Consider the following 20,975-nt stretch of genomic DNA (forward strand, 5'->3'; position numbering starts at 1 on the left):
ATGCAAGTCCGGCGCACGCCCCCACTCAGCCGAGTGCGATCGCACTCCACGAGACGGGCGGCAGGGTGATCGTCAGCATCCCGTCGGCGAGGGAGACGCTGTCGTTCTCGCGCGGAGCGACGCGCTCCCGGTCCTCGAGCGTGTTCTTGGCGTAGATGTCGGAGTCGCTCAGGGTGTGCGTCTCCAGCACCGCCACATCTCCCAGCCCGCTGACGTCGACCGAGACCTCGATCGCCTCCGTCGTGCTGCGGTTGACGAGGAACACGGAGGAGCGGCCGGCGTCGGCGTCGTGCGTCGCCACGGCATCCACCAGTGCGACCTCACCGAACCGCGCCGTCTCGTACGTCGGCGAATCGAGCTTGAGCTCGAGCGATTCCCCCTGGGCCAACCGTGACGTGATCGAGAACGGGAAGAACGTCGTCTGCCGCCAGGCGGGACCGCCGGGCTCGGTCATGATCGGCGCGATCACGTTCACCAGCTGAGCCAGTGAGGCGCTGGTCACCCGGTCGGCGTGCTTGAGCAGCGAGATCATCAGGCTGCCGAAGACGACGGCGTCGAGCACCGAGTAGCTGTCCTCGAGGATTCGCGGCGCGACCGGCCAGTTGTCGATCCCGGTGATCTTGTCAACGCCCTCGTACCGGTCGATGTACCAGACGTTCCACTCGTCGAAGGAGATGTCGATCCGCTTGGAGCTGCCGCGCACGGCACCGACGTGGTCGGCCGTCGCGACGACGGTCTCGATGAAGCGGTCCATGTCGACACCGGAGGCGAGGAACGAGTCGATGTCGCCGTCCTTCTCCTGGTAGTACGCGTGGCAGGAGATGTAGTCGACGTCGTCGTAGGTGTGACCGAGCACGACCCGCTCCCACTCCCCGAAGGTGGGCATGGCAGCACTGGAGGATCCGCACGCCACGAGGGTGATGTCGGGATCGATCTGCCGCATGCCCTTCGCGGTCCGGGAGGCGAGCTTGCCGTAGTCGTCCGCCGAACGGTGCCCCAGCTGCCACGGCCCGTCCATCTCGTTGCCGAGGCACCACATCTGCACGCCGAACGGCTCCTCGCGCCCGTTCGCGCGACGACGCTCGCTGAGCTCGGTGCCGCCGGGCACGTTGGTGTACTCGAGGAGGTCGAGTGCCTCCGCCGTGCCGCGGGTGCCGAGGTTCACCGCGAGCATGAGGTCGCTGCCGACCTTCTCCAGCCAGGAGGAGAACTCGTGCAGTCCCACCTCGTTCGTCTCCGTGGAGTGCCACGCCAGGTCGAGGCGCCGGGGACGCTGCTCACGCGGCCCGACCGAGTCCTCCCAGCGGAAACCGGAGACGAAGTTCCCGCCGGGGTAGCGGATCGTGGAGACGCCGAGCTCGCGGACGAGCTCGATGACGTCCTGGCGGAACCCCTCGGCGTCTGCCGTCTCATGTCCGGGCTCGTAGATGCCGTCGTAGACATGCCGGCCGAGGTGCTCGACGAAACCGCCGAACAGGCGGCGGTGGATCCGCCCCGAGACGAAGTGCGGATCGATGGTCAGGCGGGCAGCGGACATGTTCTTCTTCCTCTTCTTTGACGGAGTCTGCGTTGGTGAGTTCACGGGACGGCGGGCGCACGGAGCGGCTGGACGACCTCGGTGCGCAGGACGGGATCGACGACGTCGCGCGCCGCGCCGGTCACGACAAGGGACTGCGACCGGGAGAGCGCGCCGACGGAGAGTCCGGCCGAGAGCACGATCTCACCGGGCTCCACGATCCTGCGGCGGGCGAGTCCGGTGAACGAGAAGCGGTCGGCGTGCAGGCGGAATGCGACCGCTGTCGTCTCGCCGGCCTCGAGCGCGATCCTGGCGTAGCCGACGAGCTGCTGCACCGGCCGGGTGACCTGCGCGACGGGATCGGCGGAGTACAGCTGCACCACGGTCTCGCCCGCGCGGTCTCCCGTGTTGGACACGGTGACGGTGGCGGTGACGGTGCCGTCCGTCGGCATCTCGGCGCGGTCGAGCACGAGGTCGTCGACCGCGAAGGTCGTGTACGACAGCCCGTGCCCGAACGGGAAGGCCGGGGCGATGGAGAGGTTGCTGATCCGATCGCCGTCCTGTCCCAGCGGGGGCGCGAGATAGGTGTGCGGAAGTGCGGCGGCTCCGTACGGCACCTGCACCGGCAGGTGCCCGCTGGGGTTGACCTCACCGGCGAGGATCCGCGCCAGCGCTCCGGCGCCTTCGACCCCGGGCATGAAGGCCTGCAGGATCGCAGCCGCGCGGCCGACGAAGCGGCCGATCGCATAGGGCCTTCCCGACAGGACGACGAGCACGACCGGCGTCCCCGTCCCGATGATCGCCTCGACGAGATCGGCCTGCGCGCCGGGGAGCTCGAGCGAGGGGGCATCCGAGCCCTCGCCGGATGTGCCCTTGCCGAACATGCCGGCGTGGTCGCCGACGACGACCACCGCCACGTCGGCGTCCGTGGCCGCATCGACGGCACGCGCGAGGTCCTCCGCAGCGCCAGGGGTCTGTAGCGGGCATCCGCGCTCCACGACGACGTCGGCTGCGGGGAAGCTCTCGCGCACGGCATCCGGGATCGAGAGCGCATCGAGGCCGAGGCCGCACTCCGGATGCCGAGGCAGGACGTGCACGGGGTACGAGTAGGCCCCCATCAGCGCACTCGGGTCGTCCGCGCAGGGGCCGATGACCGCGATGCGGGGAGTCTGAGGACTCAGCGGGAGCACACCGGCGGTGTCCTCGAGCAGGACGATGGACTTCTCCGCCATCCGTCGTGCGATGTCGCGGTTGACCGGGCTGTCGAGGTCGTACTCCGCGGGCTCAGCCGGCGCCCATCCCTCGTCGAGCAGTCCGAGGTCGAGCTTGTGCCGGAGCACGCGGCGCACCGCGGTGTCGATGTCGGAGGCGGTGCGATCCGGGTCCGGGTCGTCCTCACGGAGCTGGAGGAACGCCGAGATGTCCGGCAGTTCGACGTCGAGCCCGGCATGCAGGGCGAGGCGGCCGGCCTCCGCCATCGTGCCGGCGACGCCGTGCTTGGACTTCAGGAACGCGACGGCCCAGTAGTCGGACACGACGGTCCCCTCGAAGCCCCATTCCCCTCGGAGGAGGTCGGTGAGCAGCCAGCGATCCGCCGCCGCCGGCACCCGGTCGGTCTCCGTGTAGGAGTTCATGACGCTGCGGGCGCCCGCCACGCGGACGGCCATCTCGAACGGCGGGAGCACGAGGTCCCGCAGCTCGCGCTCGCCGATCGCGACCGGGGCGTGATTGCGTCCGCCTCGAGAACTCGCGTGCCCGGCGAAGTGCTTCAGCGTCGCGATGACCCCGGCATCCTGCAGACCCTGCACGTAGGCGGAGGCGAGCGTCCCGACCACGTAGGGGTCCTCGCCCATCGTCTCCTCCACCCGCCCCCACCGGTAGTCGGTCGCGACGTCGAGCACCGGGGACAGCCCCTGATGGACGCCCACGGCCGCCATGTCACGACCGATCGCGCGCGCCATCTCCTCGACGAGGTCGGGGTCGAACGTCGCACCCCACGCGAGTGCAGTGGGATACACCGTCGCACCGAGCGTGGTGAACCCGGTGAGGCATTCCTCGTGGACGATGGCGGGGATGGCGGTCGTCGTCGCCTCGATCAGGTGGCGCTGGGCATCCCGGATGCGCGCCATCCCCTCGCGCGCCGACGCCGGAGAGGTGCCGAACACGCGGGTGAGCTGGCCGATGCCGTCGCGCACGACGCGCTCGAAGGAGGCACGCCCCTCGGAGAAGACGTCCTGCATCGGCGCGATGATCTCGCCGGAGGTGCGCTCGTCGGCCCAGTACGCACCGAGCTGAGCGATCTTCTCCTCCACGGTCAGCGCCGCGACGAGTGCGTCGATCCTCTCGTCTGCACTGACCTTCGGGTCGCGCCAGACCTCATCCGTCATCGGTGAGCCCCTCCGTCATCGGAATCGTCCTGATCGCATTCGTCTGCGAATGCCTGCTCAGGATCGTACGGTCAGATCGGTCAGAAATACAACGTTGTAAATTTTCGCGCCGGAATATAACCTTCCAATCGAGGACGGAGACATTCCAGTCCCGAGGCACCGTTCGAGGAAGAATCTGCCATGACCGATACGAATCGCGTGAAGACGAATCGTGTGAAGAAGCTGCTCTACAACCAGCGGCTCGCACCCTATCTCTTCATCCTTCCGTTCCTGCTGACGCTGCTGATCTTCTGGCTCATCCCCGTCGGCCGCTCGGTGATCATGAGCTTCCAAGAGGTGCTGTACGGCCAGGCGTCGTTCATCGGCACGCGCAACTACGAGCGACTCTGGCGCGACGAGGTCTTCTGGAAGGCGATGTTCAACAGCATCCGCTACATGGTGCTGACGCTGCTGATCCTCATCCCGATCCCGATGGCGCTCGCCGCCGTCATCAACTCGAAGCTCGGCAGCAGCCGGCTGAAGAACTTCTTCAAGTCGTCGCTGTTCGTGCCGGCGCTCACATCCGTGGTCGTGGCGGGCATCGTGTTCCGCCTGATGTTCGCGGAGACCGACTCCGGCCTGATGAACCAGATCGTCGAGTTCTTCGGCTTCGGCCCCGTACGGTGGCTGCGCGAGGACCTCACCGGCCTCTTCGCGCTGCTGCTCCTGGCCCTCTGGCGCTGGGCCGGTGTCAACACGATGTACTTCCTCGCCGGGATGCAGGCCATCCCGAGCGAGTACTACGAAGCGGCATCCATCGACGGCGCCAGCAAGATCCAGCAGTTCTTCAACGTGACGCTGCCGGGGCTCAAGCCCACGCTCGTCTACGTCACGACGATCAGCGTGTACGGCGGGCTCGCGATGTTCCTGGAGAGCTTCATGCTCTACGCCGGCAACAACTCGCCGAACAATCAGGGCCTCACCATCGTCGGGTACCTCTATCGCAAGGGCATCCAGGAGAACGACCTCGGCTTCGCGTCAGCGGTCGGCGTCGTCCTGTTGGTGCTGGTCCTCGCGATCAACCTGACTCAGCTCACCGCCACGGGCACGTTCAAGAAGGAGTCGACGCGATGACGCAGACGACGGCACCCGTTCGCACCGCACGCACCGACGGCCCGCAGCCGCGGCGCCGGATGACCCGCAGGACCGCCCTGTGGATCCAGAGCATCCTGCTGGCCCTGATCGCCCTGGTCTCGCTGGTTCCCATCCTCGCGATCTTCGTCGGCACCTTCCAGGACGGCAACGACGTCATCCGCAACGGGATCTCCTTCTCGATCGACTTCTCCGACTTGAGCTTCGACAACTACGTCATGCTCTTCACGGACTCGGGCCTGTACTTCCGGTGGTTCTGGAACAGCCTCATCCTCACCGTCGTCCAGGTCGCCGGCACGCTGTTGGTGAGCTCCTTCGTCGCCTACGGGTTCGCGATGTACGAGTTCCGGGGCAAGCGCCTCGGCTTCATCCTCGTCATCGTCCTCATGACGATCCCGTTCGAGATGCTCATGCTCCCGCTCTACGTCCAGGTGAACGACATCGGCGCCGCCGACCAGTACTGGATCGTCGTGCTGCCGTTCCTCGCGCAGGCGGTCACGATCTTCTTCTTCCGCCAGTACTTCATCGGCGTGCCGAAGGAGATCCTCGAAGCCGGCCGCGTCGACGGCGTCTCCGAGTTCGGCATCTTCTTCCGCCTCGTCGCACCGATCGCCAAGCCGGCCTTCGCCGCGATGGCGATCCTCAACGGGATGACCATCTGGAACAACTTCCTCTGGCCCCTCCTCGTGCTCCGCTCGCCGGAGAAGTTCGTCCTCCCGATCGGCCTGAACACGCTGCTGACCCCGTACGGGAACAACTACGAGCTGCTGATCATCGGGTCGTTCTTCTCGCTGATCCCGCTGCTGATCCTCTTCCTCGCCTTCCAGCGCTTCTTCGTCGACGGCATGACGGCCGGAGCCGTGAAGGGCTGACCTCGACCTCCACCCGTATCCCTTCCCTACCCGCAGTACTCAACACACAGTCAGGAGTAACACCATGCGAATCCGAAGGATTCTCACCGCAACGATCGTTGCAGGGCTGGCAGTCGGAGCCCTGTCCGGATGCTCGAGCGATGGCCAGTCCGGTGGCGGAGGCGGCGCTGACGCCGACGGCGTCACCACGCTGGACATGTGGGTGTTCGCCGAGCTCCACGGCCAGGTCTACGAAGAGATGGCCGAGATGTGGAACGAGGAGAACCCCGACAAGCAGATCGACCTCAACCTCACGGTCTACCCGTACCAGGACATGCACGACAAGCTTCTGCTCGCCGTGAACTCCGGTCAGGGAGGACCGGATCTCGCCGACATCGAGGTCGGCAAGTTCGGCAACTTCGTCAAGGGCGACAACCCGCCGCTGGTCGACCTCACCGCCGCTGCTGATCCGTACGTCGACGACATCGTCCAGGCCCGACTGGACCTGTACAGCCGCAACGGCAAGATCTACGGCTACCCGACGCACGTCGGCGCCTTCGTCGCGTTCTACAACACCGAGCTGCTCGAGGGCGCCGGGATCGACTACACGACGATCAAGACGTGGGACGACTTCGCCGAGGCGGGGACCGCGTACAACGAGGCCACCGACAAGGCGTTCAGCGTCGCGAGCACCGGCGTCTTCTTCACCGAGCCGCTGGCGATCGCCCAGAACGGCGGGCAGCTGTTCGACGACGGCGGGCTCGGCAAGCCGGCGCTGACCAGCCCCGAGGTCGTCGAGACGATGCAGATGTTCCAGGACATGAAGGATGCCGGCGCACTGTCGACCATCCCCGGTGGCAGCCCCGACAGCGAGGAGGCCTTCGGCGCCATCAACAAGGGCGACTACGCCGCCATCGTGTACCCGGCGTGGTACACCTCGCGTTATGTGGACTACATGCCCGACCTCGCAGGCAAGGTCGCGATCGCTCCTGCCCCGCAGATCGAGGGTTCGGACATCCTCACGATCGGTGGCGGCGGCACCGGCACCGCGGTGATGGCCGCCAGCGAGAAGCAGGACATCGCCACGGAGTTCCTCGCGTTCGCGAAGCTGTCCCTCGAGGCCAACGTCGCGGTGTGGGAGGTCCTCGGTTTCGACCCGGTGAACATGTCCGTCTGGGAGGACGAGGCCGTCACGAAGAACCCGGACAACAAGTTCAACCAGTACTTCCAGACGAACCTGTTCGACGTGCTGAACTCCGTCAAGGACGGCATCGGCCACTTCGAGTCCTTCTCGAACCCGAACCTCCCGGTGGTGGACAACCAGTTCCGCACGGTGACCATGAATGAGATCTACGAGGTCGGCACTCCCGCCGACGCGGCTCTCCAGCAGGCGCAGGACACGGTGATGAACGAGCTCGGCGAGTAATCTCTGAGCACCGAGGAGGGGGTGGGCGATCATTCGTCCACCCCCTCCTCGACTTCCGGAGGTGACGACCGCCTTCGGGCACCGGCGAGACTAAAGTGAGACGTACAGCGCCGTCGGCGCAGGGGCGATAGGTGGAATCGATGGAATCGACGATGCACGACGTCGCCCAGCTCGCCGGCGTCTCCATCAAGACGGTCTCGAACGTCATCAACCACCACCCGCACGTGCGGCCGCAGACCCGCGAGCGGGTGCAGACCGCGATCGATCAGCTCGGATACCGACCGAACCTCTCCGCCCGCGGGCTGCGCTCCGGACGCACTGGCGTGATCGGTCTCGCCGTACCCGCCCTCAGCGAGAACTATTTCGCCGAGCTGGCGGATGCCGTCATCCGCGCTGCCGACAAACGGGGGCTCAGCGTCGTCGTCGAGCAGACCAGCGGCGATCGGGACCGCGAGCTGCAGGCCATCACCGGCAGCCGGATCCGTCTCACCGACGGCCTGCTGTTCAGCCCGTTCGCGCTCGGGCAGGAGGACGCCGACGCCTTGGACTCCGGGTTCCCGCTCGTGCTCCTCGGTGAGCGCATCTTCGACGGCCCGACCGACCACGTCACGATGCACAACGTCTCCTCCGCGCGGGCCGCCGTCGAGCATCTGCTCGACATCGGTCGCCGCCGCATCGCCCTCGTCGGCGCGGAGGGCGAGACCCCGGCCGGCACGAGTTCGGCCTCGCTGCGGCTCGCCGGCTACCAGCAGGCGTTCGACCAGGCGGGGCTCGAGCTCGACCCGCGCCTGGTCCGGCCCACGAACCACTGGAGCCGCAGCGGCGGCGCCGCGGCCGTGCGCGAACTCCTCGCCGAGGGGCTCCCCTTCGACGGGGTGTTCGCCCTCAACGACGCCCTCGGCCTCGGGGCGCTGCGGGCGCTCAGCGAAGCCGGCCGGCGCGTGCCGGAGGACGTCGCCGTCATCGGCTTCGACAACATCGACGAAGCGCGGTTCTCCACGCCGTCGATGTCGAGCATCGAGGCGGGGAGATCTCAGATCGCCCTCACGGCGGTCGACCTCCTCATCGAACGGATCGATGAGAAGGGCGACAAGCGCCCGCCGCGCACGGTGAAGCCCGACTTCCGCATCGTCAGGCGCGAGTCCACGGGTTTCCCCGGGCGCACCGACGACACGACCGCCGGCGACTAGAACCGCTCAGAGCCCGAGCCGCTCCAGGTAGGCGTTGACGAAGCGTCGCTCCGGGTCGAAATCGGCGCGCAGCGCGGCGAAGTCCTCCCATCGCGGATAGCGGGAGCGGACCTCGGCGCCGTCGAGCGTGAAGACCTTGCCCCAGTGCGGTCGTGCTGTCTGCGGCAGTGCGTCCTCGAGCACGGGCAGCAGCGCGCGCACGGCCGCTTCGTCCTGCCGCCAGGTGAAGTGCAGGCCCACGGCATCCGTGCCATACGACGAGCTCAGCCACAGGTCGTCCGCGCGGACGGTGCGGACCTCGTTGACCAGCAGCAGCGGCGCGATCCGGTCGGCGAGGGAACGCAGCGCCTCGATCGCCGCGACGGCGTCGGACCGCGGCACGAGATATTCGCTCTGCAGCTCCGCGCCGGCGGACGGGGTGAACTCGAGCCGGAAGTGCGGGAGCCGCTGGAACCAGGGGCCCGCCACGCCGCCCTGTTCGCTGGTCGCCACCGGGTCGACCCCGATGATGGGATGCCGCGGCCCGTCGGCGTCCGACGCGCCGAGCCTGCGCATCAGCTCTGCGCGGCGGTCGGCGTGCGTGTCGGGCTGGCGCTGCTTCACCCAGATCTGGTCGGCCGTGTCGCTGCCCTGCCAGCGGGAGAAGATGCTCACGCTCGTGCCGGCACCGGTGACGGCGTCCAGGTCTTCGAGGATCGCGTCCCAGCGGGGCTCGTCGTACACGTGCTGGGCGACCCGATAGGTCGGTTCGACGTCGAGGGTCAGGTCGAGGACGACGCCGAGTGCGCCGAGGTTCACGACGGCGCCGGCGAATCCTTCGTCGCCGCGCGCGAGCCGCCGGATCTCACCTCCGGCCGTGAGGACGGTCAGCGCTCGGACGGTCGACGCGAGGGATCCGATCCGGTCGCCCGAGCCGTGGGTTCCCGTCGCGGTGGCGCCTCCGACCGAGATGTGCGGCAGCGAGGCGAGGTTCGACAGGGCGAGACCCTCGGCCTCGAGCGCGGGCGCGATGTCGCCGTAGCGGGCGCCGCTGGAGAGCCGGACGCTGTCGCGGTCCGCGCTGACCTCGATCTCGTCGGGCAGACGGTCGAGCGCGAAGAGCGCACCGGAGGTGTCGGCGATGTCGTTGAAGCAGTGCCGGGTTCCCAGCACTCGCAGGGGCCCGTCGCGCAGGACGATCTCGCGCAGTTCCTCCAGCGACGACGGATGCTCGACCACGTCCGCCTGGTAGGTGACGTTGCCCGCCCAGTTTCGTTCCACGTGTTGTTCCTCTCGCGACACCGGCCCACCGCAGTCTATGCGGGTGGGCGATGCCGGGCGGGCACCGCCGGAATCAGAGCCGCTCGACGACGAGCGCATTCGCCATGCCGCCGCCCTCGCACATCGTCTGGAGACCGTATCGGCCGCCTGTCGCCTCGAGGTGGTCGACCAGCGTGCCGAGCAGCCTCGTCCCCGATGAACCGAGCGCATGGCCCAGCGCGATCGCGCCGCCGCGCGGGTTGAGCCGCGCGCGGTCGGCGCCGAGCTCGGTCGCCCACGCCAGTGGCACCGAGGCGAAGGCCTCGTTGACCTCGTAGGCGTCGATCTCGTCAAGAGCCAGGCCCGCCCGATCGAGCACGCGTCGGGTGGCGGGGATGGGCCCCGTGAGCATGAGCATCGGATCGTCGCCGATCACATCGAACGCGCGGAACCGTGCCCGCGGCCGCAGCCCGAGCGCCTCCGCGCGTTCGGCGCTCATCAGCAGCGCGGCCGATGCTCCGTCGGTGAGCGGGGAGGAGTTGCCCGGTGTGATCCGCCAGTCGAGGTCGGGAAAGCGCGCGGCGAGTTCTTCGGTGCGGAAGGATGCCGCGAGCCCGGCGAGCTTCTCGGCCGTCGTGCCCGGCCGCACGGTCTCGTCCGTCACGGCGTCGTGGGCGTCGGGGACGGAGACCACCGTGCGGTCGAAGAACCCCTCCTGCCAGGCGTACGCTGCCCGCCGGTGGGATTCCGCCGCGTACGCGTCGAGGTCGTCGCGGCTCAGCCCCCATCGCTGCGCGATCAGCTCGGCCGACACTCCCTGGTTCACCAGACCGTCCGGGTACCGCGAGCGCATGGCGGGCGACATGGGCGACGCGCCGGCGAGGGATGAGCCCAGCGGCACCCGGCTCATCGACTCCACTCCCCCGACGAGCACGATGTCGTAGGCGCCGGCGGCGATGCCCTGCGCGGCGAAGTGCACCGCCTGTTGACTGGATCCGCACTGCCGGTCGATGGTCGTCGCCGGCACCCGCTCGTCGAAGCCCGCCGCGAGGACGGCCTGGCGGGCGATGTTCATGGCCTGCTCGCCGACTTGACTGACGCACCCGAGGAGGACGTCGTCGATCTGCGCGGACTCAAGGCCGTTGCGGTCGACGACCGTCTGCAGCACGTGCGCGGCGAGATCGACCGGGTGCACCCCGGACAGCGTCCCGCCCGGTTTGCCCCTGCCCACCGGGGTGCGGACGACATCGACGACGACGGCTTCGTTGCTCATGCGTTCGATTCTGCCCCGGCTCAGGTCAGGTGGTGCGATAGAGTTCCCTCATTCGCCCGCATTGGCGTATGCAGCACGGCCGCGATCTTGGCCGCTCGTCTTCTCATCGACCAGCACCCAGGAGCGCCATGCCCGTCCGTCACCGAATCCGAGCCCTGCTCGGGGTCGTCCTCTTGACCCCCCTCATCCTCGTCGGCTGCGGCACCGCACAGACAGCGGCGCTCGATCCCGCCGCGGCATCACCGTCGGGATATCCCGTCGTCGTGGACAACTGCGGAACGACCGTCACCTTCGATGAGGCACCCGAGCGCGTACTCGCCGTCAAATCGACATCGATCGAGATGCTGCTCGCGCTGGGGCTGGAGGAGCGGATCGTCGGGACGGCGTTCTCCGATGGTCCCGTCGCCGATGAGTGGGCGCAGGCGGCGACGTCGCTGCCCGTGATCGATGAGAGAGTGCCGGGCGTGGAGGCGACAGCCGATCTGGAGCCGGATCTGGTCTATGCCGGGTGGGAGTCGAATGTCACGGCCGACGGCGCGGGCGAGCGCGAGACGCTCGCATCGCTCGGAATCAACACCTACGTCTCCCCGTCCGCGTGCCAGGATGCGGACTATCAACCACATCCGCTCACCTTCGACGACGTGTTCGACGACATCCTCGAGATGGGGCGAATCTTCGATGTGTCCGACCGCGCTGAAGCGCTCGTCTCATCGCTACGGGGCGATCTCGACGACGTCGAGGCCGACGATCGCGGGCTCACCGCGCTCTGGTACAGCTCCGGCAGCGACACTCCGTTCGTCGGCGCAGGCATCGGGGCCCCACAGATGGTGATGGATGCTGCAGGAGTGACGAACATCGCCGCAGATGTCGACGCGACCTGGTCGAGCCTCAGTTGGGAGGCGGTCGTCGATGCGAACCCTGACATCATCGTCCTCGTCGACTCGGCATGGGGGTCTGCGGAGAAGAAGATCGGCGTGCTCGAATCCAATCCCGCGACGGCCCAGCTTCCCGCGGTCGCGAACGGCCGCTATCTGGTCGTGCCGTTCGCGGTCGGCGAAGCCGGCGTGCGCAATGTCGAGGCCGTTCGATCACTGTTGAGCCAACTGGAGACGGTCGACCTCCCGTGAGCACACTGACCTCGACTCAGCGCTCCCAGGATCAGTCCTCGACGAGACCCTATCCTCACCGGCGCGAGCAGACGCGCACGCGCATGCGCACAGTCGGATGGTCGATCTTCCTGACCGTGCTGCTTGTATTCACCATCGTCATCAGCGTCACCCTTGGACCAGCGCAGATCTCGACCGGTGAGGCATGGAACAGCATCCTCGCGCATCTGGGACTCAGCGAATCGACGCTGTCGGCGTTGCGCGACGGCATCGTGTGGCAACTGCGGATGCCGCGCATTCTCGCGGCCGCTGCCGTCGGCGCCGGCCTTGCCGTGTGCGGGGCGATCATGCAGGCGGTGCTGCGCAATCCCCTCGCCGACCCGTATCTGCTCGGCTTGTCATCCGGGGCGTCGTTCGGTGCGGTCCTGGTCATCGTGCTCGGCTTCTCGATCGCCCTTCCACTGGCCGCGTTCGGTGGCGCGCTGGGGGCACTTGCGCTGACCCTCATGATGGCGGGCGCGATCGGGCGCATGACGGCGTCGAGGACGATCCTCGCCGGCGTGGCCGTGTCTGCTGCGCTCAGCGCGCTGACCAGCATGGTGATCTTCTGGAACGCGACCGGCGACAGCTACCGTGAGATCCTCGGGTGGCTGCTCGGGTCACTTTCGGGGGTGGCCTGGCCGACCGCGGTGCTCGCCATCCTCGCCATCGCCCTGGTCGGAGTTCCTCTTCTCATGAGCGCCGGTGCCCTCGACGCCTTCGCGTTCGGGGACCGCGCTGCGGCATCCCTGGGTGTCTCCGTCGAGCGCACGCGGTGGATCCTGCTCGGTGCGACGGCCCTGCTGACCGGGTGCCTGGTCGCGGTCAGCGGATCGATCGGGTTCATCGGCCTCGTCGTACCGCACGCAGTCAGGCTCATCGTCGGCGCCCGGCACCGCGCGCTGCTGCCGCTCTCGGCGCTGACCGGCGCGATCTTCCTGGTCTGGGCCGACACCCTTGCCCGCACCCTGTTCGACCCCCGCGAACTGCCGGTCGGCGTCGTCACCGCGCTGATCGGCGCACCACTGTTCGCCCTGCTGCTGATGCGTTCCCGGCGGATCTCGTGACGCGGCCACCGCTGCTTCGCACCGACCGCCTCTCCTTCCGCCGGGCGGGACGGATGCTGATCGACGGCATCGACTGCACCGTCGAAGCGGGTTCCCTGACCGCACTGGTCGGTCCGAACGGGGCGGGGAAGTCGACATTGCTGCACCTGATCGCCTCTGCGGAAACGCCGACGGCCGGCGGCATGGAGATCGACGGCATCGACACACGCACGATGTCTCGTCGAGCACGCGCCCGTTTCACGGCACTTGTCGAACAGCAGGCGCAGACCGAGCTCGACCTGAGCGTGCTCGATGTCGTCCTGCTCGGCCGCACCCCGCATCTGTCGATGCTCGGCTCCCCCGGCCCTGCAGATGTCAGCATCGCGCTGTCCGCACTGCGCCGCGCGGGCGCCGTTGAGCTCGCCGATCGACGTTTTCCGCAGCTCTCCGGTGGCGAGCGCCAGCGGGTGCTGCTCGCCCGAGCACTCGCCCAGGAACCGAAGCTGCTGCTCACGGATGAGCCGACCAACCATCTCGACATCCAGGCTCAGCTGCACACACTCGCCCTGATGCGCTCACTCGCACGCGGCGGCACGGCGATCCTCGCGGCGTTGCACGACCTCACCCTGGCGGCACGTCATGCCGATCAGGTCATCGTGGTCGATCGAGGTCGCGTCGTCGCGTCCGGACGCCCTGCAGAGACGCTCACGCCGGACCTGATCCGGCATGTATACGGGGTGCGTGCCGATGTCGTCCCGCATCCGGTCGACGGGGCGCCGCTGATCGCATTCTCCCTGCTCGAGGAGGACGATGCGCGCGGATGGCCCTCGACGTCGCCGGTAAGCTCGGCCGGATGACCGCAGCACAGATCCCTCTCCACCTCATCGATCTGCTCGAACGCCCCGTGTGCGGCGTGCTGGCAACCGTCAGCCCCGGGAGCACGGCCCAGGCGAGTCCGATGTGGTTCGAGCTCATCGGAGACACGATCTGCTTCACCCACACGAACAAGCGCGCGAAATACCGGAACCTACAGCACAACCCGTCGATGGCCCTGGCCGTGTACGACCCCGAGAACCCGTACCGATACGTCGAGGTACGCGGAAGACTGCTCGAATCCACGCCGGACCCCACGGGCGGGTTCTACCAGCGACTCTCGCGGCGGTACGGTACGCCGAACCCGCCAGCGCCGGCGGACGCCGAGGATCGGGTGGTCCTCGTCATGCCGATCGAGAAGGTCATCGGTGGATGACGCGAGGCGCCTCCCGCCACTCACTGCAACGCGGGGATGACCTCTCGTTCGAACAGTTCGATGCCCGAGCGGTCGTACGCGGCCTCCGGGAAGTAGTGGATGGCGTAGCCGAGCCCTCGTGACGCCATGTCTCGGAGTTGTTCGACGATCTGCTCGGGGGTGCCAACCGCCTTCGCCCCGTCACCTCGATAAGTGGCCATGAACGCGGCCGTACGGTCGCCGAGGTGCGGGAGCACTCGTGCTTCGATCGCGGCCAACCTGTCCTCGACCTCGGACTCGGTTTCGCCGATCACGGTGTTGTAGTTGGAGGACCGCACGATCGCGTCGAAGTCCGTGCCGGCGGACTTCGTGTGTTCTCGGAGGATCGCGCTCTTCGCGTCGAACTCCCCGGGCGTACCGACGAAGTTCGTGTACCGCGCGTACTTCGCCGCGATCTTCAGGGTGATCTTCTCACCGCCGCCGGCGATCCACAGCGGGATACCGCCTTCCTGCAGCGGAAGCGGGCGAACGATCGCCCCGTCTGCCTGATAGTGCCCGCCGTCCAGGGTCGCCTTCCCCGTGGACCACGCCTGCCGCATGATCTGAACGCCTTCGTCGAGGCGCCGCAGGCGATCACCGGCCGCGGGGAACCCGTAGCCGTATGCGCGCCATTCGTGCTCGTACCACCCGCCGCCGATCCCCATCTCGGTGCGGCCGCCCGAGATGATGTCGACGGTCGCGGCGACCTTCGCGAGGTACGCGGGGTTGCGGTACGACATGCAGGTGCACATCTGGCCAAGGCGGATGCGAGAGGTCGTCGCCGCGAAGGCCGACGTCAGCGTCCACGCCTCGTGGGTGGCCTCTTCGCTGGGGATCGGCGTGGTGTGGAAATGGTCGTACACCCACAGCGACTCCCATGGTCCGGCATCGGCCGCCTGCGCGAGACCCCGCATCGTCTGCCACTGGTCCCCGGGGTCGATGCCGACCAGATCGAATCGCCACCCTTGAGGTACGAAGATTCCGAAGCGCATGGCGGCAGTCTAACGAGCGCCCTCTGGCGCCCCGTCACAACGTGCGCAGGCGCGGCGCGAGATCCCTTTCGAACAGCGTCATGAAACGCTCCTGATCGTGGCCGGGTCCATGGAAGACGAGGTGGTTGAAACCCCAGTCGACATAGTCCTTGATCTGAGCGACGACCTGATCGGGGTCGCTGCCGACGATCCACCGCTTGGCGACCTGTTCGATCGGCAGGGCGTCGGCCGCCTTCTCCATCTCGATCGGGTCGGTGATGTCGTGCTTCTGCTCCTTCGACAACGACAGCGGCGCCCAGAAGCGGGTGTTCTCCAACGCCGCCTCCTCGGTCTCTTCGTATGACACCTTGATCTCGATCATCCGATCGATCTGCGCGAATTCGCGTCCGGATGCCGCCAGCCCTTCTTTCACCGCAGGGATGAGGTGCTCGGTGTACAGCTCCGGCCCTTTCCCCGAAGTGCAGATGAAGCCGTCTCCGGACCGACCGGCGTATTTGGCGACCACGGGACCACCTGCCGCGATGTAGACCGGCACACCGCCGTCCGGCACGTCGTAGATAGAGGCGTCATGAGTCGAGTAGTACTCGCCGTCGAAGCTCACGCGATCACCGGTCCACAGCGCGCGCATCAGACGAACGGCCTCGCGCAGTCGGGCGAAGCGCTCACGGAACTCCGGCCATTCCTGCTCGCCCGCGCCCTGGAACCCGGTCGCGATCTCGTTCAGCGCCTCGCCAGTTCCTATGCCGAGGAATACTCGATCAGGGTTGAGCATGCCGAGCGTGGCGAACGCCTGGGCGATCACGGCCGGGTTGTATCTGAACGTCGGGGTCATGACGCTGGTTCCGATCCGGATGCGCGTCGTACGCTCACCGACGGCCGCCGCCCAGGCGATCGAGAACGGCGCGTGCCCGCCGGTGTATCGCCAGGGCTGAAAATGATCACTCACAGCGACGGAATCGAACCCGTGCCGCTCCGCGGCCACGGCGATCTCGACGAGCTCCCGCGGCGCGAACTGCTCGGCGGACGCCTTATATCCCAGAGTCAGCATCAGCGTTCTCCTCTCTCGCGGCATGAACCGCTGCCCTTCCCGCTTCGAAACCCGATCGGTACGCCTCATCGGCGCCCAGACGGAACATGTCCTTCTCCGGTGAACGCACGATGCTCGCCGCCCCCGGGAGGCCCAGGTCTCCGACGAACCGCTCAAGCCCGCGTACGACAGCCACTGGACACCCGCTCAACTTGCCTTTGACGAGGTCGCCGGCAGCCGCGATCTCATCAGCGACACATGGGTGGGTGACGGTGAGGGGCCTTCCGGCGCTGTCGACCCGACCCTGCAAGTCGTCGAAGACATGGACGCCGGCTGCACCGATCGCGATGTCCGTCTGCCCCACGCGCCAGGGCCTGCCCAGCGTGTCACTGAGGATCACGCCGACTCTCGCGTCCGTTGCTTCGCGCAGCCGTTCGGCGAGGGCACGGGCGGAGCCATCCGGGTCAACGGGCAGCAGCAAGACAGTACCGGCCTCGGTGTTGGACGCATCCACACCCGCTGCAGCCCCCACAATCCCGAGTCGATTCTGAACGATGCGCGTGAAGCCGCCGCCCGCTCGTGCACGCGTGGCGACGATGCGCACGGTCTCGGCGGTGATGGCGTCCTCACGATCGTCCGCCCGGACGGCGCGCCCCTCCGCCTTGGAGACGATCTTCGATGTGACGACGAGGATGTCGCCGTCGGCGAGCTCACTTCCGCCGTCGGTTGCGCGCAGAATCAGATCCGCGAGATCGTCACCCGCTCGGACCTCGGGTATTCCACCCAGCGCCCACACCTGCATCCGATTCCCCATCTCAACTCACGAGTTTCGGCAGGATGTCACGGCTGGCGATGTCGATCCATTCGGCCTGATTGCGGCCGACGTTGTGCACGTGGATGGTGTCGAATCCCATATCGAGGAAGGTCTGCAGGTGCGCCCGATGGACATCGGGATCGGATGAGACAGGAATGCGTGCGCAGATATCGTCTGCCGTGACCGAGCGGGCGAGCTGAGCGACGTCGAAGGGCGAGCGGATGTCACCTCGCGGGAAGCGCAGCCCTGCCATCGGCCAATCCGAAAGCGCGTTCTGAATCGCTGCGTGGTCGGTGTGCGCCCAGGACAACTGGACGTGAACGGTCTTCACCGATTCTGCCTTCCCGGCCTCCCGCATTCCGTCTCGGTGCGCTGCCAGAAGTACGGCGACACGATCGGGCGCTGCGGCGTGCACGATCATCCCGTCAGCGACGCGGCCCGATCGACGCGCAGTGACCGGGCCTCCCGCCCACACCTGGATCTTCGGCACCTCGTGCGGCATCGTCCACAGTCGCGCTGTCTCGAGTCGGAAGTGGGAGCCCGAATGGCGCGTGTCCCGGTCTTTCACGGAAGCCGAGAAGAGCTTGCGAATGATCTCGGCCGCTTCGAACAGCCGTTCCGTCCGCTCGTGCACCTCGGGCCAGTAGCCACCGACGACGTGCTCATCGATTGCATCGCCAGCGGACAAAAGGAGTCTGTGACGCCCCGGTTGCAAAGCTGCCAAGGTCACGATCGCCTGCGCGGCGACAGCGGGATGCATCCGGTACCCCGGCGCCGCCGAAACGGCGATCGACCCCTGAGACTGCTGCCCTATGGCCCCGGCCACCGCCCAGGCGAACGGAGCGTTGTGCTGCTGGGGAAGCCACGGCTGAAAGCGGTCGAAGAGGACGGTGCCCGCGAAGCCGCTCCGGATTGCGGCTGTCGCCTGCGCGACCGCTTCTGCAGGCTCTGATTGCTCAAGAGCGACGACGTGATGGACCTCTCGGCGCACGCTCACCATGGCCTCAGGCTATCGCTCATCAGATCACCCTCAGCCCGGCCCCGACCCACAGCGATGAGGAGACCCCGGCGGCGCTGCGATCCCGGTGCCGGCAAAATCCTATCCACAGGCGCGACATGGCGCAGGAGCGTGCATGTTCGCTCAATCTGCCTTCATCGAGACGGAGAGGTATCGCTCCTGGAGGGCGGTATCCGACCCGAATGCGGCGGAGTCACCCTCATGAGCGACCCGCCCTGTCTCCAAGACATACACCCGGCTGGCGAGGGCGGTGACGAACGGCAGATTCTGCTCGGCGATGAGAATCGATACGTCGAACTTCTCAGGGAGCCCGCGCACCGCGTCCCGGATGCCGTCCACGACGAGAGGAGCAAGCCCTTCCGTCGGCTCGTCCAAAAGGAGCAGTTTTGGACGAGAGACAAGCGCTCGGGCTACAGCGACGAGCTGTTGCTCACCGCCGCTCAACTGATTCCCCTTGCGTCCGATCAGCTTGTCGAGCAGAGGCAATGACTCGACAAGGTCAGCAAGAGGGACGGCATCCCGCCGACCGCTCGCGAACCGTGCGAGCTCAAGGTTCTCCCTCACGGTGAGGTTCGTCAGGATGCGGCGGTCCTCCGGCACCCAGCTCACGCCCGACCTCGCGATCGCATCCGTCGATGACTTTCCACGGGGCTGGCCGAAGAGCTCGATGCCACCCGTCGAGCGCACCTCCAGGTTCATGATCGTCTTGAACGTGGTGCTCTTGCCGGCGCCATTGCGGCCGAGGAGACCGACCACCTCGCCTGGACCGACCTCGAGGTCGACGTCGAACAGTGCTTGCGCCGCGCCGTACCAGGCGTCGACGCCGGACAGGGTCAGCACGGACGATGCCGAAGTAGTCATTTCTTCTCCTGCCCCAAATAGAGTGTCTTGGTCGTCGGATGCGCGGCCACGTCAGCGGCGGTGCCCTCCAGCATCACCTTTCCGCCTGCCATCAGCACGACTCGGCTGGCCACGGAATGAATGACTTCCATGTCGTGAGCGGTGAGAATGATGGTCATCTCCGGGCGTATGGCGAGAAGGTTGTTCAGCTGAACGGTCGCCGCGCGAGCATCCTCATATCCCATTCCGGCAGTCGGCTCATCCAGAAGAAGGATCACGGGTTCCTGGACGATGGCCATCGCCATCTCGAGCGTCTTGCGTGCTCCCTGCGGGAGCGTGGCCGCGTTGGTGTCCGCGAACTGATCGAGACCGGCGACCTCGATCGCCTCATCGGCGAGGGCCCAGGAATTCTTCCGCTTGGCCATCGCGTCCCAGACACGGTAGTCCTGGGCGCGACCTCCCAGCGCCGCCATGAACAGATTCTCCCGCACCGTCATGGATCCGAACAACCGAGCCACCTGAAAGGTGCGGCTCATGCCCCGCGCCGCTCTCGCCGACGAGTGCAGCTTCGTGATCATCTTGTCGTCGAAGACGATCTCTCCCTTCGTCGGCCTGTGCTCACCGGCGATCAGACCGAACAGCGTGGACTTGCCCGCACCGTTCGGCCCGATGACAGCGAGCCGTTCGCCTCGGTCGACACGTAGATCCACGTCCTGGACCGCGGGGACGCCCTGATACGACTTGGATACGCTTCGCAGCGTCAGGATGTTGCTCATTTCTCCACCTCCGCGCTCGCCACCTTCGTGCCACCATCACGGCTGCGCGACGAGGGTCTCGCCGCGAACGGTGTTCTCTTCTCAGGCCAGAGCTTCGCAGGCAAGGAGACCAGCCCCTGCGGCAGCAGCAGCACGATGATGAGCAGCAGGATCCCGACGAAGAGATTCGAGTCCTCGACATAGCGGCTGAGCAGTGTCTCCGCCCAGACCAGCACCACCGCACCAAGGATCGGTCCGCCGAACCGGCTCATTCCGCCGAGGAGGCACGCGACCAGCACTTGACCGGATACTGCGAACGTCAGCATCGACGGGCTCACGACGCCCTGACCTTGGGCCACGAGCGCTCCAGCGACCGCCGAGAATGCCGCCGCGACGCCGAAAGCGGTCACCTGCACCTTGCGGACGCGGATTCCCAGGGCTGCGGAACGCCATGGATCGTCACGCACGGAGCGCATCGCCCGACCCAGCGTTGATCCGCTGATCAGCCAGATGATCACTGTGCAGATCGCGACGATAGCGATGGTGTAGTACCAGAGCTGCGCGTCCGAGGTGATCGCCGAGCCGAAGATCTTGATCGCGAACAGCCCGCTGAAGCCGTCCTCGCCCTTCAGCGCAGGGACTCGATAGGTGAGCAGCCAGAGCACCTCCGCGAGCACGAGCGTGAGAATGGCGAGCTGCGCACCGCTGGTACGCAGCGCGCCGAGCGCGAAGACGACGGCCACCGCAGCGGAGACGAGCGCTGCGATCCCGAGCATCACGATGCCGTCCATGTCAGGAACATACTCGTGCAGCAGTGCCATCGTGTAGGCACCCATGCCGAAGAACGCAGCCTGCCCGAATGACAATAGGCCGGTCCAGCCGAACATCACGTTGGTGCCGACGGCGAACAGCGCCCACGCTGCCGCGGTCGTCCACGTGAACAACGAACTGCCGGTGAAGACCAGCGGAATGACGACCATCACCACGCCGAAGGCCAGCAACAGCAGCACCCCGGACGAGTACATCGTCGGGTATCGATCAGTGAGCTTCTTCATGTC

19 protein-coding genes are annotated in these 20,975 nt (G+C 67.1%); 8 read left to right on the forward strand and 11 right to left on the reverse strand.

Annotation, left to right across the window (positions count from 1 at the left end):
• Positions 1–25: 25 nt before the first annotated feature.
• Both arfA and HD600_RS04175 read right to left on the reverse strand, forming a co-directional pair.
• Positions 26–1,537 (reverse strand): arabinosylfuranosidase ArfA, encoded by a 1,512-nt coding sequence (gene arfA / locus HD600_RS04170; protein ID WP_184281728.1) that lies wholly within the window; start codon positions 1,535–1,537, stop codon positions 26–28.
• 41 nt (positions 1,538–1,578) lie between these two features.
• On the reverse strand, positions 1,579–3,903 hold the full coding sequence (locus HD600_RS04175; RefSeq protein WP_184281730.1) for a glycoside hydrolase family 3 N-terminal domain-containing protein: 2,325 nt from the start codon (positions 3,901–3,903) through the stop codon (positions 1,579–1,581).
• Positions 3,904–4,083: 180 nt separating this feature from the next.
• On the opposite strand from HD600_RS04175, the gene HD600_RS04180 reads away from it, so the two are divergent.
• The 4 genes from HD600_RS04180 (at position 4,084) to HD600_RS04195 (ending at position 8,501) form a co-directional block, all read left to right on the forward strand.
• Positions 4,084–5,016: a carbohydrate ABC transporter permease gene (locus HD600_RS04180; RefSeq protein ID WP_144793000.1), complete on the forward strand. Its 933-nt coding sequence runs from the start codon at positions 4,084–4,086 to the stop codon at positions 5,014–5,016.
• Positions 5,013–5,906, forward strand: a complete 894-nt coding sequence (locus HD600_RS04185) for a carbohydrate ABC transporter permease (protein ID WP_206705679.1) — start codon at positions 5,013–5,015, stop codon at positions 5,904–5,906. Before HD600_RS04180 ends, HD600_RS04185 begins: the two co-directional genes overlap by 4 nt.
• A gap of 64 nt (positions 5,907–5,970) precedes the next feature.
• Positions 5,971–7,311 carry an extracellular solute-binding protein gene (locus HD600_RS04190; RefSeq protein ID WP_184281733.1) on the forward strand — a complete coding sequence of 447 codons (1,341 nt, stop codon included), beginning with the start codon at positions 5,971–5,973 and terminating at the stop codon, positions 7,309–7,311.
• A gap of 140 nt (positions 7,312–7,451) precedes the next feature.
• Complete coding sequence (locus HD600_RS04195) at positions 7,452–8,501, forward strand: LacI family DNA-binding transcriptional regulator (protein ID WP_184281735.1); 1,050 nt, start codon at positions 7,452–7,454, stop codon at positions 8,499–8,501.
• Positions 8,502–8,507: 6 nt separating this feature from the next.
• On the opposite strand, the gene HD600_RS04200 is transcribed toward HD600_RS04195, so the two are convergent.
• On the reverse strand, positions 8,508–9,761 hold the full coding sequence (locus HD600_RS04200; RefSeq protein ID WP_338402139.1) for a D-arabinono-1,4-lactone oxidase: 1,254 nt from the start codon (positions 9,759–9,761) through the stop codon (positions 8,508–8,510).
• Positions 9,762–9,834: 73 nt separating this feature from the next.
• Positions 9,835–11,013, reverse strand: a complete 1,179-nt coding sequence (locus tag HD600_RS04205) for a thiolase family protein (protein WP_184281739.1) — start codon at positions 11,011–11,013, stop codon at positions 9,835–9,837.
• Between the two features lie 128 nt (positions 11,014–11,141).
• Here HD600_RS04205 and HD600_RS04210 point away from each other — a divergent pair, with 128 nt between their 5' ends.
• The 4 genes from HD600_RS04210 (at position 11,142) to HD600_RS04225 (ending at position 14,453) form a co-directional block, all read left to right on the forward strand.
• The gene (locus tag HD600_RS04210; protein ID WP_184281741.1) at positions 11,142–12,140 is read left to right on the forward strand and encodes a putative F420-0 ABC transporter substrate-binding protein; all 999 of its coding nucleotides are present in this window, start codon (positions 11,142–11,144) and stop codon (positions 12,138–12,140) included.
• 83 nt (positions 12,141–12,223) lie between these two features.
• Complete coding sequence (locus HD600_RS04215) at positions 12,224–13,225, forward strand: putative F420-0 ABC transporter permease subunit (protein ID WP_144793018.1); 1,002 nt, start codon at positions 12,224–12,226, stop codon at positions 13,223–13,225.
• A complete protein-coding gene (locus HD600_RS04220; protein WP_260980369.1) occupies positions 13,222–14,061 on the forward strand; it encodes an ABC transporter ATP-binding protein in 840 nt (279 codons plus the stop codon). The genes HD600_RS04215 and HD600_RS04220 overlap by 4 nt, the downstream gene beginning before the upstream one ends.
• Entirely contained in the window at positions 14,058–14,453 is a 396-nt protein-coding gene (locus tag HD600_RS04225; RefSeq protein ID WP_184281743.1) for a PPOX class F420-dependent oxidoreductase, read from the forward strand. Before HD600_RS04220 ends, HD600_RS04225 begins: the two co-directional genes overlap by 4 nt.
• 20 nt (positions 14,454–14,473) lie before the next feature.
• Here HD600_RS04225 and HD600_RS04230 read toward each other — a convergent pair whose 3' ends face one another.
• The 7 genes from HD600_RS04230 to HD600_RS04260 form a co-directional block, all read right to left on the reverse strand.
• Positions 14,474–15,463 carry an LLM class F420-dependent oxidoreductase gene (locus tag HD600_RS04230; protein ID WP_184281745.1) on the reverse strand — a complete coding sequence of 330 codons (990 nt, stop codon included), beginning with the start codon at positions 15,461–15,463 and terminating at the stop codon, positions 14,474–14,476.
• Positions 15,464–15,497: 34 nt separating this feature from the next.
• Positions 15,498–16,511, reverse strand: coding sequence for a glucose-6-phosphate dehydrogenase (coenzyme-F420) (fgd, locus tag HD600_RS04235; RefSeq protein ID WP_184281747.1), 1,014 nt, complete (start codon positions 16,509–16,511; stop codon positions 15,498–15,500).
• A complete protein-coding gene (cofE, locus tag HD600_RS04240) occupies positions 16,492–17,304 on the reverse strand; it encodes a coenzyme F420-0:L-glutamate ligase (RefSeq protein WP_206705680.1) in 813 nt (270 codons plus the stop codon). The genes fgd and cofE overlap by 20 nt, the downstream gene beginning before the upstream one ends.
• A gap of 1 nt (position 17,305) precedes the next feature.
• Positions 17,306–18,304, reverse strand: coding sequence for a TIGR03557 family F420-dependent LLM class oxidoreductase (locus HD600_RS04245; RefSeq protein WP_184281749.1), 999 nt, complete (start codon positions 18,302–18,304; stop codon positions 17,306–17,308).
• 141 nt (positions 18,305–18,445) lie between these two features.
• Entirely contained in the window at positions 18,446–19,183 is a 738-nt protein-coding gene (locus tag HD600_RS04250; RefSeq protein WP_144793031.1) for an ABC transporter ATP-binding protein, read from the reverse strand.
• Positions 19,180–19,938 (reverse strand): ABC transporter ATP-binding protein, encoded by a 759-nt coding sequence (locus tag HD600_RS04255; RefSeq protein ID WP_144793035.1) that lies wholly within the window; start codon positions 19,936–19,938, stop codon positions 19,180–19,182. The genes HD600_RS04250 and HD600_RS04255 overlap by 4 nt, the downstream gene beginning before the upstream one ends.
• On the reverse strand, positions 19,935–20,972 hold the full coding sequence (locus HD600_RS04260) for a branched-chain amino acid ABC transporter permease (RefSeq protein WP_144793038.1): 1,038 nt from the start codon (positions 20,970–20,972) through the stop codon (positions 19,935–19,937). The genes HD600_RS04255 and HD600_RS04260 overlap by 4 nt, the downstream gene beginning before the upstream one ends.
• Between the last annotated feature and the right edge of the window lie 3 nt (positions 20,973–20,975).

Origin of the sequence: Microbacterium ginsengiterrae, assembly GCF_014205075.1 — a bacterium.
Lineage (GTDB): Bacteria > Actinomycetota > Actinomycetes > Actinomycetales > Microbacteriaceae > Microbacterium > Microbacterium ginsengiterrae.

Bases quoted from the DNA above. Each gene is read 5' to 3' on its own strand.
- arfA (WP_184281728.1), bottom strand. From the start codon at position 1,537: ATGTCCGCTGCCCGCCTGACCATCGATCCGCACTTCGTCTCGGGGCGG.
- HD600_RS04245 (WP_184281749.1), bottom strand. From the start codon at position 18,304: ATGGTGAGCGTGCGCCGAGAGGTCCATCACGTCGTCGCTCTTGAGCAA.
- HD600_RS04215 (WP_144793018.1), top strand. From the start codon at position 12,224: ATGCGCACAGTCGGATGGTCGATCTTCCTGACCGTGCTGCTTGTATTC.
- HD600_RS04185 (WP_206705679.1), top strand. From the start codon at position 5,013: ATGACGCAGACGACGGCACCCGTTCGCACCGCACGCACCGACGGCCCG.
- HD600_RS04205 (WP_184281739.1), bottom strand. From the start codon at position 11,013: ATGAGCAACGAAGCCGTCGTCGTCGATGTCGTCCGCACCCCGGTGGGC.
- HD600_RS04250 (WP_144793031.1), bottom strand. From the start codon at position 19,183: ATGACTACTTCGGCATCGTCCGTGCTGACCCTGTCCGGCGTCGACGCC.
- HD600_RS04255 (WP_144793035.1), bottom strand. From the start codon at position 19,938: ATGAGCAACATCCTGACGCTGCGAAGCGTATCCAAGTCGTATCAGGGC.
- HD600_RS04195 (WP_184281735.1), top strand. From the start codon at position 7,452: ATGGAATCGACGATGCACGACGTCGCCCAGCTCGCCGGCGTCTCCATC.
- HD600_RS04190 (WP_184281733.1), top strand. From the start codon at position 5,971: ATGCGAATCCGAAGGATTCTCACCGCAACGATCGTTGCAGGGCTGGCA.
- cofE (WP_206705680.1), bottom strand. From the start codon at position 17,304: ATGGGGAATCGGATGCAGGTGTGGGCGCTGGGTGGAATACCCGAGGTC.
- HD600_RS04225 (WP_184281743.1), top strand. From the start codon at position 14,058: ATGACCGCAGCACAGATCCCTCTCCACCTCATCGATCTGCTCGAACGC.
- HD600_RS04260 (WP_144793038.1), bottom strand. From the start codon at position 20,972: ATGAAGAAGCTCACTGATCGATACCCGACGATGTACTCGTCCGGGGTG.
- HD600_RS04230 (WP_184281745.1), bottom strand. From the start codon at position 15,463: ATGCGCTTCGGAATCTTCGTACCTCAAGGGTGGCGATTCGATCTGGTC.
- fgd (WP_184281747.1), bottom strand. From the start codon at position 16,511: ATGCTGACTCTGGGATATAAGGCGTCCGCCGAGCAGTTCGCGCCGCGG.
- HD600_RS04210 (WP_184281741.1), top strand. From the start codon at position 11,142: ATGCCCGTCCGTCACCGAATCCGAGCCCTGCTCGGGGTCGTCCTCTTG.
- HD600_RS04180 (WP_144793000.1), top strand. From the start codon at position 4,084: ATGACCGATACGAATCGCGTGAAGACGAATCGTGTGAAGAAGCTGCTC.
- HD600_RS04175 (WP_184281730.1), bottom strand. From the start codon at position 3,903: ATGACGGATGAGGTCTGGCGCGACCCGAAGGTCAGTGCAGACGAGAGG.